This is a genomic window from Hymenobacter qilianensis, from assembly GCF_014638675.1.
Classification (GTDB): Bacteria; Bacteroidota; Bacteroidia; order Cytophagales; family Hymenobacteraceae; genus Hymenobacter; species Hymenobacter qilianensis.
This window is the reverse complement of sequence record NZ_BMFN01000005.1, coordinates 34,503-51,107: the sequence shown is the minus strand read 5'-3', so window position 1 is coordinate 51,107 and position 16,605 is coordinate 34,503. Positions and strand designations below refer to the sequence as shown.

Annotated in this window: 8 protein-coding genes and 1 pseudogene; 4 read left to right on the top strand and 5 right to left on the bottom strand. The window is 58.3% G+C overall.

Features of this window, described 5'->3' with window-relative positions:
- Positions 1-271 precede the first annotated feature (271 nt).
- From IEW06_RS19150 to IEW06_RS19135, 4 genes are all read left to right on the top strand, one after another.
- Positions 272-700, top strand: coding sequence for a LytR/AlgR family response regulator transcription factor (locus tag IEW06_RS19150; protein WP_187734506.1), 429 nt, complete (start codon positions 272-274; stop codon positions 698-700).
- 950 nt (positions 701-1,650) lie between these two features.
- The gene (locus tag IEW06_RS19145) at positions 1,651-2,703 is read left to right on the top strand and encodes a LacI family DNA-binding transcriptional regulator (RefSeq protein ID WP_188548775.1); all 1,053 of its coding nucleotides are present in this window, start codon (positions 1,651-1,653) and stop codon (positions 2,701-2,703) included.
- Between the two features lie 475 nt (positions 2,704-3,178).
- On the top strand, positions 3,179-6,229 hold the full coding sequence (locus IEW06_RS19140) for a SusC/RagA family TonB-linked outer membrane protein (RefSeq protein WP_188548774.1): 3,051 nt from the start codon (positions 3,179-3,181) through the stop codon (positions 6,227-6,229).
- Positions 6,230-6,260: 31 nt separating this feature from the next.
- Positions 6,261-7,838, top strand: a complete 1,578-nt coding sequence (locus tag IEW06_RS19135; protein WP_187734503.1) for a RagB/SusD family nutrient uptake outer membrane protein — start codon at positions 6,261-6,263, stop codon at positions 7,836-7,838.
- 279 nt (positions 7,839-8,117) lie between these two features.
- On the opposite strand, the gene IEW06_RS21045 is transcribed toward IEW06_RS19135, so the two are convergent.
- The 5 genes and pseudogenes from IEW06_RS21045 to IEW06_RS19110 all read right to left on the bottom strand — a co-directional run bounded on the left by IEW06_RS21045 (position 8,118) and on the right by IEW06_RS19110 (position 16,508).
- Positions 8,118-8,927: a glycoside hydrolase family 16 protein gene (locus IEW06_RS21045; RefSeq protein ID WP_187734512.1), complete on the bottom strand. Its 810-nt coding sequence runs from the start codon at positions 8,925-8,927 to the stop codon at positions 8,118-8,120.
- A gap of 402 nt (positions 8,928-9,329) precedes the next feature.
- Positions 9,330-10,265 (bottom strand): annotated as a pseudogene (locus tag IEW06_RS21040) (BNR repeat-containing protein); the annotation flags it as partial.
- 167 nt (positions 10,266-10,432) lie between these two features.
- On the bottom strand, positions 10,433-13,588 hold the full coding sequence (lacZ, locus tag IEW06_RS19120; protein ID WP_188548773.1) for a beta-galactosidase, LacZ type: 3,156 nt from the start codon (positions 13,586-13,588) through the stop codon (positions 10,433-10,435).
- Positions 13,589-14,200: 612 nt separating this feature from the next.
- Positions 14,201-15,367 (bottom strand): glycoside hydrolase family 88/105 protein, encoded by a 1,167-nt coding sequence (locus IEW06_RS19115; protein WP_188548772.1) that lies wholly within the window; start codon positions 15,365-15,367, stop codon positions 14,201-14,203.
- Positions 15,368-15,506: 139 nt separating this feature from the next.
- Positions 15,507-16,508 carry a glycoside hydrolase family 43 protein gene (locus IEW06_RS19110; RefSeq protein WP_188548771.1) on the bottom strand — a complete coding sequence of 334 codons (1,002 nt, stop codon included), beginning with the start codon at positions 16,506-16,508 and terminating at the stop codon, positions 15,507-15,509.
- Positions 16,509-16,605 lie beyond the last annotated feature (97 nt).

Below are 16,605 nucleotides of genomic sequence, written 5' to 3'. Positions count from 1 at the left end.
CCTATAAAAGTACCTTGTGTTGCATAGTACTGCCAAATACTGTAAATTAGGGAGCCGTTATCAGTTGCTTGGAGTCCTGATAGTACTAAAAAACCTATCTAAGATGTACCCCAGAAGAAGCATGTTGAGCGGCCCCTTTGCCTGCGCGCCCCCGTATAAGATCTACGAATAGATTCGTAAATTGCTTCCTCTTGCTCCCCTTGCTCCTCTTAATCAGCCTATTGCCTAGCCCGCGCCCCGTTACTTCCCCGTGTTACCTCTGCTGTGTCTCATGAAAGCTACCTTACCTTCCTCTCCGTCACTGCCCGTAAGAAAAACCCCGGCGCGTCGGCTCCCCAGCGACCAGGTGCCCCCCAGCAGCCCTCCCCTGAAACGGCTGCTGGTGAAAGACCAGCATAAGCTGTTCTTCATCAAGGTCGATGATATTCTCTACTTCGAGGCCGACGGCAACTATATCACCCTGCATACGCGGCAGCGCACGTATCTGCTCTACGAGAGCCTCACTCAACTCGAGCAGCGCTTGGATTCGTCCGACTTTACGCGCATCCACCGCTCGTACTTGATCAATCTGAACTATGTGGAAGAGCTCGAAGGCTATTTCAATGGCGAATACCTGGTCAAGCTCACGGGCGGCCACACGCTGAAATGGACCCGTTTCTACCGCGCTAATGCGAAAGACTTTCTGACGAAATACCAGTAGCGGCTTTTAGTAGGCTGACGGCTGGCTGGCGGAGCCGGCCACGGCCTACCGGATGGCGGACCGGGGGCAGGGGCGTTGTCCCATGTGGGTCGGGGCAAAGCCGGCTTTAGGTAGACCTTATAAAGGGGCTTTTAGGTCTACTAAACGAAGGGTATCATTCTCATAACGGGTAGAGGATAGGTTCCTCCCGGTAAATGTTATCGGAACCTATCATAAAAAGAAAAAGCGATTGTTAAATCGACCAGCTTAGGGATGATAAGTAAGAGTTAGCGACTCTAAGTTTCGCGAAAAGCACCAACCAGGAAAAAGGGAGCATAAGGAAGACTTATTGACCCTAAGTTTGGGCAAGAACAGCAACCAGAGCGAGGGATTAACAGGAAGCATCTTCGTACCTAAAGTTGAGACAGTGGAAATGATAGGCCCTTCGCCGCAAGAAGAGTCACCCCTACAACTTCTTGGAGCGGCGGGTAGCCTACAAAACCATGAAGACGGCCAACGCAGTCATAGCTGGAATAAGGAGGACTACCGCCACAGAGAAATAGCGTTGCTCCAGGCCCCAACGCATCACAGGAAATACACCTGACTTTGGGCTACCTAGTTATAAATTGGTAAAGTCTGCTAAAGCCGATGAGTATAGCTTTTTCGTCCTTACAGCTCTATTTCTGTCAGGTGGTATGTCCCGTCCTGACCTCCCACTGACACGAGGCTTACTGGTTTACAGTTTACGTCCCGTAAGGCCTACTACTTAGTTGCCCTCCTCCAGCGGGCTAAGATTCCTGCTAAGTCAAATACGACTCCCTTTTTGCCTAAAATCACCCCGCTCCATTGGGGCGAGAACGGATACTTTTAGTCAGGCTTTAGGCGGGGAAGAATGTCACCGGTTAAACTTTCCACCTACTGGGTCGAGCCCACAATATCTTATTAGGCTAGGACACTAACCAAACAGCGTGGTGGAAACGAAGGCAGAGAAAGCAAAGGCTCCCTCACGGCGAACGTCCATCACGGACGTGGCACGGGTGCTCCAAGTATCGGCCTCCACGGTATCGCGGGCCTTATCGGATCAGCAGGACATAAGTAAAGCCACTAAAGCACGGGTGCGTCAGGTGGCCCACGCTATGAACTATCAACCTAACCTGGTTGCCGCGGGACTACGCAGAGGACAAAGTAAAACCTTAGGTGTGATTCTTCCCCATCTTTCGGGCGCCTTTTACCCTACGGTACTGCATGGCATAGAAAAGATGGCCAGTCAGCACGGCTACCAGGTGCTGGTATGCCAATCCCACGACGAGGTGCGTTGCGAGCAGCGGCGGGTTGCGGCGCTGCTCGCCGCGCAGGTGGAGGGCATTCTGATCCCGGTGTCGGCGACAACCCTGGCCGAAGTCAACCATTTAGCCCAGGTGCAGCAAGCGGGTACCGGCCTCGTATTTTTTGACCGGGCACCCGCCGATTTACCTGGCAGTGCGGCTGTGCTATTAGATACATATAACGGTGCCTATGAGGCGGTAACGCATTTAATTAAGGGTGGCAGCCGGCGCATCGCTCATTTTGCGGGCCCGCAGCAAGTCAGCACCAGCCGCAACTGCCAAGAAGGCTACCTAGCCGCCCTGCGCGACCATCAGCTCCCCGCGCGGGAAGAATTGATGTATCCTGTTTCCCCTTCCTGCTCCGAGTCAGGCCGACGGGGTATGGAGTATCTGCTAAAACGAGCATACCCACCCGACGCCGTGTTCGCGGCTTCCGCCATTCCGTTAGTGGGTGCTTTAGCCGTGCTGCACGAGCGAGGAGTGCAGATTCCCCAGCAGATAGCGCTGGCTGGTTTTAGCAACGAACCCTTTACCACCATGACCCAGCCGCACCTGACCATGGTCGATCAGCGGGCCGAGCAGATGGGCCAGTCCGCCGTACGCTTACTGCTCCAACTACTGAAACGGAACTCCCAGGTGAATCACCCCAACGTGTTTCTGAAACCGGAGCTGATAATTCGGGATTCCTCGCGGCGCTGAAAAGCTGATCGATGCTGCTCTTCATCCTAAAAAACTTCAGTAGCGCGAACTATCACTCCTAGCATCTCTTCGCCCTACAAAAGCCATCGGGGAAGAGAAATCAAATCGAAGCGCCCCTGGCCGGGTAGCTGGACGGGTAAGTGAGTGTCCTGATTTTAACGAGTACACCAGGCAGTAATCGGCTTTCAACCCCTTAGGTTCTAAAGGTCATAATGCTCTCTAAAATACGGCAAACGATTACGCTGGCTCAATTACTCCCCCCATTTCGACTAAATCAACCCGCCTTTTCTTGAGCCTGCGACCCTACTTTTATCCAAGTCAAACTAAAAAAGTAAATGCTACCACGGATTTCTTTTTTAGGACCTTCTTTAAGTTCCTCCTGCCATAAGGTAATCCACTGACTGAGCTAAGTAGGCTTTCACTTTCTTCATTTCCCACCTATTCCGGCGTGAGCCGGAATGCCAAACTTCCCTCTATGAAACGAGAATGGCTACTCCTGTGCGGAACGCTCTTATCCCTGAAAGGGACGGACGCCTTCAGTGCGCCGAGCACCGCTTCCCGAGCCGGGTCCTCCTGGTCCCTGGCCTCCTCTGCTGCTCCCGATAAGGCCGGGCTGCTTGCTCCCGACTTGACGATTACGGGAACCGTCACGGACGAGAATGGGGGCGGCTTACCGGGCGCCACCGTCGTGGTGAAAGGCACAACCATCGGCACCGGCACCGATGACAAAGGCAACTTCACGTTGAACGTGCCTGAGGTCAACGCCAACGGCACCTTGGTAGTAACCTTCGTTGGCTATACGCCCCAAGAAGTGCCCATCAACGGCCGCACCACTATCAGCGTGCAGCTTAGACCCGATGCTCAGGCCCTGAATGAGGTCGTAATCGTGGGCTACGGCACCCAGAAACGGGCCGACGTGACGGGTTCGGTTGTGTCGGTACCGCAGGATCGTTTGGATAAAATCCCCGTCTCCAACGTCGCCCAGGCCCTCCAGGGCGCGGTAGCGGGGGTGCAGATTACGGGCGGCTCTAGCGTGCCAGGTAATCAGCCCAACATCCAGATTCGGGGCGTGCGCTCCATTACGGCCAGCACGAGCCCCTACCTGATTGTGGATGGGGTACCCTTTCCGGGTAACCTCAATGATATCAACCCCAATGACATCGCCTCCATTGAGATTCTGAAGGACGCCTCCTCGACGGCCATCTACGGCACGCGGGGCTCCAATGGCGTTATTCTGATCTCAACCAAGCGCGGCAAAACCGGCAAGCCCCAGATTCGCTATAACGGTTACGGTGGGCCCGAGTACCTGAACAACCGACTCACGCCCCTGTCGGGCCCCGCCTTTTCCGCGAAGTGGCAGGAGTTCACCCGCCAGCGGGGCATCAACCTGACGCCCGTACCCAACACGGGGGAACTGGCCAACTACGAGGCGGGCATTACCACCGACTGGATGGATCTGGTTACGCAGCAGGGTTTTATTCAGGACCACAACCTGTCCATCTCGGGCGGTACCGACGACGTGAAGTACTTCCTGTCGGGCGACTACTTTAAGCAGCAGGGCGTGGTGAAGGGCTTTCAGTTTCAGCGCATCAGCCTGCGCTCTAACATCGACGCAAACCTGACCCCTTGGCTGCGCATTGGCACCTCAGCCTTCTACTCGACGAACAACGACGACGGGGGCCGCGCCGACCTGAGCCTGGCCCAAGTATCCAGTCCCTACGGCACCCCCTTTAACCCCGACGGCAGCTACACCATCTTCCCCCAGCCGCCGGAACAGCTGATTCGCAACCCCTTGCTGGGCCTGGCAACCACCCGCGAGAGCCGCGTGAACCAACTGACCGGCACGGGCTACGCCGAGGTGGAGCCCACCTTTGTCAGCGGCCTGAAGTACCGGCTGAACGCTACCTATTCGTACCGGCCTTACCGCTCCACCTTCTACGAAGGACGGGCGGCCGGCAACCTGCGCGGCACGGCCCAGCTGCTAAACGATGAGCGCTCCAACTATACCATTGAGAACCTGCTGATCTATAATAAGGACATCGACCAGCATCACTTCGATCTGACGGCCCTCTACAGCTCACAGCAGAACGACTACTTTACAACCACCGAAAACGCGAGCGGCTTTATCAACGACGCGATTGGCTTCAACAGCATCGGTTCGGGCAGCAACACGCCTACCATCAGCTCCTATAGTGAGAGCCGGGCGCTGGTCTCGCAGATGGCGCGCCTCAACTACTCATATGACAGTCGATATTTGTTTACAGTTACGGCCCGGCGCGACGGCTCATCGGTGTTCGGCGCCAATGCCGATAAGTACGCCATCTTCCCTTCCGTGGCAGTGGGCTGGAACATTGCCAACGAGGCATTTCTGCGCGATAACAGCCTGATCAACGAACTGAAGCTGCGCTTCTCCTACGGCACGACCGGCAACGAAGGCATTAATCCTTATCAAACAATTACCGGCAACGCGCTCTTGCAGTACGCCTACGGCGGCGTGTCGGCCATTGGACTACGGGCCAACACCATTGGCAACGTAAATCTGAAGTGGGAAAGCACCACCAGCACCAACTATGCTATCGACTATGCTTTCCTAAAGAATCGCCTTCAGGGCAGCGTGGAGTACTACGACGCTAAGACCGACAACCTGCTGCTGGCGCGTCAGATCCCCATTATTTCGGGCTACGGCTCTATTCTCGACAACATCGGACGGGTACAGAACCGGGGCATTGAGCTGAGTATCAACTCAGTGAATATTCAACAGCCGGACTTTACCTGGGAAACGGCCTTCAATATCTCGGGCAACCGCAACAAGGTCCTGGAGCTGTACGGCAACGGGGCCGACGACATTGGCAACCGCCGCTTCATTGGCAAACCGCTGAGCGCCATCTACGACTACCGCGTGACGGGGGTGTGGCAAGTAGGCGAAGACCCGGCCGGTCTGGACCCGGGCGCTAAGCCCGGAGACCTGAAGTTTGCGGACCTCAACGGCGACAACCTCATCAACAGCCAGGACCGCGAGTACCTGGGCACGCAGCTGCCCGACTACTCAGCGGGCTTAACCAACACCTTCTCTTATAAGGGATTAAGTCTGCGCATCTTCTTCCAGACCGTGCAGGGAGTTCTCAAAAACAACGGCATTCTAAACTTCGTGGACTTAGGCGGCCGCCTGAATACGCCAGAGGAAGTGGGCTACTGGACGCCGGAAAACCAGAGCCAGTCGCGTCCCGGCCTGAACTACAATAACCCCCGCGGCTACGGCTACCCCAGCGACGCCAGCTTTACCCGTCTCAAGGACGTGACGCTGAGCTACACCGTACCGGCCGCGCTGACCGAGCGCCTGAAGCTGGGGGGCATTTCGGCCTACCTGAGCGGGCGCAACCTCTACACCTGGACCGACTGGGTGGGCTACGACCCTGAACAAAACTACACCCTGGGCAACGGCACCGGCAACACGGACGGCAATGGTCCGCCTAACTTCCCCAACGTAGCAACCTACGTGTTCGGCCTCAATCTGAGCCTCCGCTAATCTACTTTCCATCTGTCTTTTCGCTTCTGGCATGAAACGTATAATATTCGCCTGTATCGGGCTGTTAGGGTCGGCCCAGCTTCTGAGCTCCTGCGACAAGGAGTTTTTGGAGGAGGACCCCAAATCATTGTATACCCCCCAGACGGTGCTCGTCGATTCATTGGGCTTTGAGTCAGCTATGGCCGGCTTGCAATCGGTGGTGCGCGAGCAGTACACTCGTGCCAACGAGCAGGGCCTACTGGGCATGATGCAGCTGGGCACCGACGTGGCTATTCCTGGGCAGGTGCAGGGCGTGGAGGTGCCCTACTACAACTACGCGCTGCTGAACTCGCAGGACCAGGCCAGCGCCGTGATGTGGAGTTGGGCCTACCGCACCATCAACAACGCCAACCAGATTATTCAGGGCGCTGAAACCGCACCGGCCACGGTACGGCAGGGCTACAAAAACCGCATCAGTGCCGAAGCCCGCTTCTACCGGGCCTATGCCTACAACTTCCTGGCAACGCTCTGGGGCGACGTGCCGCTGATTGAGCAAGCCATCACGGCCCCGCGCACCGATTTTACCCGCACCCCGGTAGCGGAGATCAATGCCTTTATTATCAACGACCTGACAACGGCCATTCCCAGTATGTTCACGGCCAGCCGGGCCGCCTCCGGGCGTATTACCCGCGGGGCCGCCCAGCAGCTGCTCGGCGAGGTGTATCTGCGCGACAATCAGCCCGCACTGGCTGAGAAGGTGCTCCAGGAGCTGCTTAGCAGCGGGCAGTACAAGCTCATCACGGCCCGCTACGGCGTGCGCGCCAGTCAGCCCGGCGACTATTTTGCCGACATGTTTATTATTGGCAACCAGCGCCGCAGCCAGGGCAATACCGAGCTGATCTGGGGCATTGAGCAACAGCTACTCGTGCCCGGTGGCACCACGGAGGCCCAGCACCGCCGCATGTGGGTGCCCGCCTACTACAACATCCGGGGCATGGCCCTGGCCGATTCGCTGGGGGGCCGCGGCTTGGGCCGCCTGCGCCTGAGTAATTGGGTGGACTACCGGCTATATTCGACCCAGGATATGCGAAACTCGAAGTATAACCTCAAACGCAAATTTTACTACAACGACCCCTCGCAGACAGCCCTTTTCGGCAAACCTGTGACGGGCCTGCGGGGTTCAGACACGATCTTCAACATTACACCCTACACGACCAAGTGGAATCAGTTTGACCCCACCGACACCTTCGGGTACGGCACCATCAAGGACCTGACCATGATGCGGCTGGGTGAAACGTATCTGCTGCTGGCCGAGGCACAGTTTAAGCAGGGCAACACGGCCGCCGCCGCCGCCAGCCTCAACGTGCTGCGTACCCGCGCGAAAGCCGCCCTGGTGACGGCCACCGACATTACCCTGAACTTCATTCTGGATGAGCGCGCCCGCGAGTTGATTGGCGAGGAGCAGCGCCGCCTGACCCTGGTGCGCACGGGGACGCTGATCGAGCGGACCCAGCGCCTGAACGGGGCCTCTGTCACGGCTTTGACCGCAAAAAATCTGCTGCTGCCCATTCCGCAAACGTCTATTGAATTGAATAGCGACGCTCCCTTGGGCCAGAACCCAGGCTACTAAACCCGGCAACGGATAGGCATCCAAAAAAAGCCCCCCAGCAGCTGGGGGGCTTTTTTCGTGTTAAATCAACCTGAAAAATCTCCCGTAACTCCTTGGCACGGCTTGTCCTGTCATCACGGCGATGCTCGGTAACAGGGGCAACACCATGCGCTTAAGGACTGACCTCATAGCTGCATTAGCAATCTACAGTATCAAGCGCTTGCCCGGTTTGGAGAAGATATTGAAGTTGATTGTAGTCGGCACACGCCACCACCAACGCCGCTATTGGATAAGGCTTCTTTAGTGCTGGTACACGCGCACGTAATCAACCTCGAAGCGATTCGGAAAGATCGTGTTGCCCAGCGGGCCGCCGTTGTCACCGCCCAGCGCCAGGTTGAGCAGCAGGTAGTGGGGCTGCATCATGGGGTTGAAGCCGGTGCCGTCCTGGTTCACAGTCTGGGTGAGCGGGGTTTCATTGAGCAGCAGATCATCCACGTAGAGGCGGATGGCCGTGGCATCCCAGTCCATGCGCCAGACGTGAAACTTCTGGCTCCACTGCGGGTCGGTAAACTCCGCTACCGGCTTGGTTTTGCTGTGCCACCTGGCCGTGTAGGGCTGAGCCGTGCCGGAGGCCACATTGGCCAGCACCTTGCCCTGGTAGAACTCCATAATGTCGATTTCGCCGATGCTGGGCCACGGCTTGCTTACCCCGAGGGTCCAGAACGCGGGCCACAAGCCGGCGCTGGTATCAATGCGCCCACGCATCTCGAAGCGGCCGTACTGCCAGCTGTGCCGGCCGCGGGTATTGAGGCTGGCAGAAGTGTATTCAATCAGTGGGGGGCTTTTTTTCCAGTCCGGACTGCCGGCTTGGTAGTTCGGGTTGGGCCGCTGCTCTTTGCGGGCTTCGATTAGGAGCAGGCCGTTTTCACAGCGGGCGTTGTCGGGCTGGTACCACTGTAGCTCGTGGTTGCGCACGAAGCCGGTTTCAAACTGCCAGTTCTGAGGGTCGGGGCGGCCATTGGTGTTGAACTCATCGGCCCACACCAGCCGCCAGCCTTCGGGCGCGGAGGCCGCAGCCGTGGAAGGGGTAACAGCTGGGGCACCTACCAGAGACCAGGAGTTGGAAGTAGAACTCTTAGCCCGTGGCGTCGGCTTCCAGTCCAGAATATAGACGGGCTGGGCCGGCAGCTTTTCCAGAGTTTCGCCGTCGCCCTGGCCCGTGCGCTGCACGAAAAGGCTAAGAACGCCTTGCCGCTGCCAGCGCTCTGTGTCGTAGCTGGGCTCCCAGTTGCCGACGGAGGTAGAAGTCAAATCCGTCACCTGCCAGCGGTTTAGCTGCAAATCAGAGCAGGTGGCCAACGAGGCCCGGTCCTGGCGTTCGGCGTCGCGGAAGAGCAGGTAGGCCGCCGTCCGGCCCTTTTGGGTCGCCACCAGCAGCTGTGGGCGCGAAACAGGGATCTTCTTGGTGCCCACCCCGCTCAAGCTGAAGGGGGTGGTGCGCTGCGATATTTGCGCGGTTTTCCATTCTTTTCCCGCCCGATAAATAAGCTGGTACTGCGGTACCTGCGTACCCGCTGGCCGCCAGTAGGTGGCAATGTAGGGCGTGCCGGCCGCGTCGGTGGTGATGGAGGTTTGGTTGATCAGCTCACTATTCTGCGGAATGCGGGCCGCGTACTCAGCAGTGGCCGCCGTAATAGGCAGTTGGTACATTTCGCCGGTACTCCGCTGCCACGTTTTGCCGCCGTCTAGGGAGCGGGCGTAGGCCATGTCGTGGTTGGAAGCCACGTTCGGTGATTCCCGCCACACCCACGACACGTGAATGGCGCCTTTCCGGTCGATGCAGGCCTGCCAGTAGGCATTGCGCTGCCCTTCCCCATCAATAAGAACGTCGTGGAGGCGCGTCCAGCGTTGGGTTTTCGGACTGTAGTGGTTGAGGGCCAGGTTGCCGTTGCCGGAGCTGCCGTCGCGGTAAAGGAACAGCAGGTCGCCGTTGGGGAAGCGGTGGAACTCCGGGTAGGTCACGTTCTTTTCCCGCTCGCCGGTCATGGGCTGTAGGGCGCTCATTTCCAGGGAGCCGGGCCGCACGCTGCGGCAGTAGCGCAACGGGTTGCCGTGATGGTCGAAGGACAGGTGCAGGTAGCCGGCCCCGTCGACCATCAGGCTGATGACATTGTGAGCGTCCTGCACCTTGCCCTGGTAGGGGGTGCGCTGCACTTGCCAGGTTCCGGCGGGCAGCCGGCGCTTAGCCAGCACCACGTAGCCCAGGGAATCATAGTAGGCCGTATACTGCTCCTGCTTGTGCGTCGCGACGGAATTCTTGCGGAAAATTGCTCCGTTCACGTTGTTTTTTGCCCATCCTAGACCCACCGGCGATGGGGCGTGACTGAACTGGGTAAGCAGGCAAACGCCGCTGAGCAGCAGGCCTAGCAGCCTATGGGTATGTTTCATGCAGTGGTATTGAAATACCCGAAGAGCCTAAGCAATAAATAGGTTGGCAATACAGCTGGTCTTGCTGAACCCCACCAAGCATCTCTACTAAAGTATAGGCATTACGGATTCAATGAAACGGGAGAAAAGTTTCGCGGAGCTCACCAAAATAGACTGATTACCGCCTGTTAAGGCTGAGAGGCTTTCTCGTTCACTAAGCGCATAGTGTAGCTATAGGCGTACTTTTTATCCAGTAGGCGGTACTGGTCGTGGGGCAAGGCCCCCCAGCTGTTGTCGCCGCCCACCCCGCGCTGCTTTAGATCTACTTGTAAGGTCACGCCGCCGCGCTTCTTCAGGTCGGTGGGGTGCTGCTGCTTTTTGGTCAGGCCAGGGTCGAGGTCCTCGGTGCGGAAAGGCAGGGCGCTAAAGCAAATGGGCTGCTGGCGTCCTTCCACCCGCAGGCCCAGCCCAGTCTGATCGGTCAACGTCAGCCAGCGCACGTCCGTGCGGTAGCCGTTTTCCTGGGGCCGGATATAATTGCGCGTATACTGCCCGTTTACCGAGTCCTGGTAGGTGCCCAGCAGGGCTGCCGTGCTGCGGTCCGAGTAGTTTTCCCAGGGGCCGCGACCATAATATTGAAGGCGGTTAAAGCGGCGCGGCAAATCCAGACGCATGCCAAAGCGCGGCATTTCGGGCAGGTCCCGGCCAGTTAAATCAATAGCCGCCGTCACCTGCACCGCCCCGTCGTTGCCGATGAGGTACTCCACCGTGTACGGCGCGTTGATGTCAGTAAGCTGATATTCCACTTTGATCGGCAGACCGTTGGCGGACTGCTCACCTACGGTTACCCGCTGTACGCGGCGGGCGGCGTGGGCCGTGCGCCAAGCGCCTAGGCTCTGGGGCATACCGTTGCCGAAGTCGTTGTCAGTGGGGGCACGCCAGAAGTAAGGCTCGGGGAAGCCGTCTATGATCCGCTGGTCCTGCAGGCGGTAGCTGGTTAGGCGACCCTGCTTGGTATCGAACTCGCCGCGCACCTGCCCGGCGGCAAACGTTAACTTGTCGCCTTCCCGTTTCACGTCCAGCGCGCCGGCTCCACCAGGGGCCGCGGCAAAGTACGAGGCCGCGGGCGTCAACAGGAACTGCTCCCGGGCTACCTCGTGGCCGGCGGGCACCAGCGGTGCAGCGGCTTTGGTCCGGGCAAACACGTTCAGCACGTACTCCACCCCGGCTTCCGGCTTCAGCGGGGGCAGGGCCAGCTTCACCTCCTTTTGCTTTTGTGCCTCCAGCTTGCCCACGGCAAACGTGCCGGACTTCGTGACGAGGCCGTTGCGCAGCAGCTCCCAGCGGAAGCTGTAGCCGTCCAGGTTGCGGAAAGAGAAGCCGTTAACGACGGTAACTCGGCCTTCTGTGGGCTTGGCCGCGCGGAAGCGGATGTCCTGGTACACCTTTTTCACCTCGTAAAGGCCCGGGTGCGGCGTGCGGTCGGCGGCTACCAGGCCGTTAGCGCAGAAGTTCTCGTCGTTCTGCAAGTAATAGCCCCCCAGGTCGCCGCCATAGGCAAAGAAAGGCCGTCCGTCCGGGGTTTGCGTTTGCAAGCCTTGGTCCACCCAGTCCCATATGAAGCCGCCCTGCAGGTGGGGCTTGCTGCGAATCAAGTCCCAGTATTCCTGAAAGTTTCCGGAGCTGTTGCCCATGGCGTGCGAGTACTCGCACATGATATAGGGACGCGTTTTGTCAGTGGCCTCGGCGTACTTTTTCATCGAGTTCATGCTGGGGTACATGGGACTCACGATATCCGTGTTCACGTCTTCGCCGGCTTGCTCAAACATAATAGGGCGCGAGGGGTCGCGCTGCTTGAGCCAGGTGTAGGCGTCGTGAAATACGGGGCCGTTGCCGCATTCGTTGCCTAGGCTCCAGATGATGACGGAGGGGTGGTTCTTGTCGCGCTCCACCAGTCGCTCGATGCGGTCGCGGTGGGCTGCGGCCCACTCGGGGCGGTAGGCCGGGTGCTGCTTTTTATCGAATGGGGCTTGAAGCTCAGCCCCGTAGCCGTGGGTCTCAATATTGGCTTCATCCACTAAGTAAAAGCCGAGCTCGTCGCAGAGCTTGTACCAGCGCTCATCATTAGGGTAATGGCTGGTGCGCACTGCATTCACGTTAAATCGTTTCATGAGCTCCAAATCCTTGCGCATGCCGGCTTCTGTCACCACCCGGCCGGTGGTGGGCTCTAGCTCGTGGCGGTTCACACCGTGCACTTCCACTGGGCGACCGTTCACCAGTAGCTGGGCATTTTTGATTTCCACCTTGCGGAAGCCGAGGCGGGTGCCGGTAATAGCTAGGGTCTTTCCCTGCACATCCTGCAGCGTAAGGCGGCACTGGTAGAGGCTGGGTGTTTCCGCCGTCCAGGGGCGAACGCTGTTGGGGCGGCCATAGAGCTTTACTGTCTGGGTGCCGGCGGCGCTGCTGGCAGCGACGGCCTGCTGCTGGCGTAGCACACTTTTGCCATTGGCATCCAATATTTCCACTAGTAACTGCCCACCAGGGGCGGCAGCAAAGGAGCGCAGGGTCACGTCAGCCGAGAACAGGCCGTGTTTGTAGCTCGGGTCCAGGTCGGCGTGAGTAAAGAAATCCCAGATAGTTTGCTGGGGCAGGCTAGTAAGATATACGTCCCGGTCAATGCCGGAGAGGCGCCAGAAGTCCTGGTCTTCGAGGTAGCTGCCGTCGTGCCAGCGCAGCACTTGCACGGCCAGTTGGTTGTCGCCAGCCTTCAGATACTGCGTAATATCGAACTCGGCCGGCGACTTAGCCACCTTGCTCATGCCTACGCGCTGCCCATTCACGTACACCACCGCGTAGCCCGAGATAGAGCCGAAATGCAGCAGCACCTGTCGGCCCGCCCAGCCCGCCGGCACTGTGAACGTACGTCGGTAGGTACCCACCGGGTTGTCGCGCCCGTCGATGTAGGGGGCGTTCTTAGGGAACGGATACACGATGTTGGTATAAATCGGCGTGCCGAAGCCTTTCACTTCCCAGTTCGAGGGCACCTCAATGGTTGGCCAACTCGCGTCCTGGAAGCCCGGCTGTGCGAAATTGGTGGGCCGCTCGGCGGGGCGGGGGGCGTAGTGAAATTTCCAAGTTCCGTTCAGCGACTGGTAGTAGGGCGAGCGGGCGTAGTCATCCACCGCGACGTCCGCTGCGCGCTCATAGAGCATAAAGCTGGCCCGGGGCTTTTCCTTGTTCTGCTCCACTACCTGCGGATTTTCCCACTCACTGGGCGACGGCTGGGCGGCGGCCAGGCTCCCACAGAAAAGTAGTACGGCCGTTAGGAAACGGGAATGAGCCATGGTGAGTTGGGCAAGGGCGGATTTTACAGCCGACACGCAAGGAGAATTTTGTTGCTCTGGCTATGCTTCCACAAAATTAGAACCGGCGCGCGGCGTGAGCAGGGTCTAATTTCAGTGAATAGCGGGGGCTGATTCGTCAACATCCTTTACCCAGGCCCCAACGCGGCCATTACCACTCTCACTTCATTTCGCCGGACGGGTAAACACCGCTAACTGAGTGGGGATTAATTCACTGGTGATAAAGCCCCCCGTACACGCCCCCCGCCCCGGCAAGGCCGATACTTAGGAGGATGTCATCGGCATCGCTGCCGCCGAAGACAAGTTGGGGCACTATTCCCAAGCCAAGCAGGCCCGTGGCTAGCACCACTCCCCTACCGACATCTGCTTGCCAGCTGCAGCAGCGGGTGCTTGGCCAGTGGTATAATGCTACAAACGGGAGGTAGCCGAACCACCCATAAAACCGTATCATGAAAAAGCCATACAAAAATTCTCCTAAGCCCACCCGCCCGTTGAGGCATACCGCTATAAGAACCGCTACTAACAAGCTGGCTACAACGAAGGCTATTATTTTGCCGGCGCGTTTCATGGGGCTCTTTCCTTGGCTGCTTGTTTTTAATGCCCTGCTGGTCTCTTGTCCAAATAGCGGTACATCTCACTGGCAGCCAGCAAAAAGGCCCCCACCCCGAAGTTGGTAGTCGAGTTCTGATTCACTATTTGGCCGGGAATGGCTTTCTCGCCGATGGGCTGCACGTAGCCCACTGTGCCGTCGGGCTGTAGCGCCGTGGTCGTCAGGTACTGCCAGGCGCGCTGCACGGTGGGCAGGTATTCCTGTTGATCCAGCACGCCATGGTTGATGCCCCAGAGCAGGCCGTAGGTGTAGAAAGCTGTGCCACTGGTTTCGGGGCCGGGGGCGTGCGCGGGGTCCAGCAGGCTGCGCGTCCAGTAACCTTCCGGTTGCTGGGCCTGTTTGATAGCCGCGGCCAGGCCGCGATACTTGCTGAGGTACTCGGCCCGGTGCGGGTCGCCCGTGGGCAAGTCCTGAAGCACCTTCGCCAGGCCCGCCAGCACCCAGCCGTCGCCGCGGGCCCAGAAGTCCTTTTTGCCGTTCGCCGACTTATGCTGGGGATACACGTACTTAGCATCGCGGTAGTAGAGGCCCGTTTCGGCGTCGTACATGATGCTATTAGCGTAGCTGAAGTATTCGTGTAACTTTTCCAGATACTGCGGGTTGTTGGTCACCTTGTAGAGCTTGGTCATCACCGGCATGACCATGTAGAGGCCATCGGCCCACCACCAGTAGTCGGATTGAGGAGTGCTCATCTGGTACTCCATCACCTCCCGGGCGCGGGCAATGCGCTGGGGTTCGGGCTTGAGGTTATACAGGTCGATGTAAGTCTGAAAGCAGATCTGCCAGTCGCCAAACAGCACGTGGTCCGCCGTTTCGCCGTACTTATATTGCCAGGTGGCGCGGTCATCCGAGGTAGCGCCCTTCCACTGGTTGTGCTCGGCCCAGGCCTCAGCGTACTGGCGGTACTTTTCGTTTTTGGTGACGGCGTACGCGGCCATGTTGCCCGTTTGGTAGGCGGCCGCGTCCCAGAACGACCACACCTGGGGCGGATGCGTGGCCTGCCAGTGGTCGTTGACTTTGGTGATAAGCGCCAGTACCGCTGCTTGCTGAGGCTGAACGTGCGCCGTCGAGGTGGTTTTAGCGGTCGTGCAGCCGGTGGGCAGCCCCAGCAGCAAACTTGCGCCGAGCAGGTAGGTAGGAATACGGTTCATGTAGTGAAAGGCTAGGTATAGTCGCTTTTTCTTGACTCGGTAGGTAGGGCTGACGTTTCGTCTACCCCCGGCCCTCTTTTTCAATAAGTAAGGAGGAACCAAACGGCTCTTCAGGTAAATCAACTTCCTTGGTATAGCCTCAGGGCCGGTGGGGCTTGCCTACGACCAGCTTATTGCCCGCGACATCGACTTCAAACAGGTGCGGAATGCGACGGTACTCTCCATTAATGTCTTTGTGGCTGTGCGCCGCCATCAGGAGCTGACCATTTAGCGTACGGAACAGCATCCCGTGTCCGTAGTTGGGCGGGGTGATGGGCACTTTTTCCTGCACCCAGGGGCCATCGAGAGTACCGCCAGTCGAATACGCCACGCCTTGCGTGTACACGTCGTACACCCAGCTAGTCCAGATCATACCCAGGCGGCCGGTTTTGGTTTGAAACAAGTAAGGTCCATCGGTTACTTTGTTGGGGCGCGGGGGGCCAGTACGCGGGTTCTCCCGGCTCCAGGGTGAGTCGCTGGCGCGAAAGAGCAGCTTGCTCTCTCCTACCGTACCACTCAAATCAGGCTTCAACTCAATCTTTTCAATGGTGCCGTTCAGGTTCTGCAACCACTCGTAGCAGTACACCAGGTAGGGTTTGCGGTCCTTATCTACCCACAGGGTGCCATTAAGGGTAGGCTTGTTAGCGGGTAAGTAAGTGGCCTCCTGCAGGGGCACGTAGGGACCGTCCGGTTGGTTGCTGACCAGCACGTGGCAGGCCCGGCGCTCAATGGCATTGCCCTGCACGGTATCAATCTTGACCGCTGGGTTGGTGAAGGTGGCGAAGTAATAGTACTTGCCCTGGTAAGGATGAATTTCGGCCGCCCAGATCATCGGCCTGGGCCCCATCCAGGAAGCAGGGTCGGGCTGGGCCACGGGGTAGGGACCATCCCAGCGCTTCAGGTCTTTGCTCTTCCAGAGCAGACCGCCCGTGCCGGTCATGTAATACTGGTGGGTCCTCTGATCGGCCAGGATAAAGGGGTCGCTCAATCCAATCGAGTCAAGCAGAACGTTTCTTCGGACGGCTGGTAGTTTCACGTCCTGCGCTTTGCTGGCTATCACTAGCAGCAGGCAGATAAATAAGGCTAACCACGTCGTTTTCATACGTATCCAGTGGGTTGGCACCATTGGCTCCTTGCTATTTTTCCACCATAATCGGTGCATCCCAGGCCCCAAGCGGTGGCTCGACCAAGACCCAAGG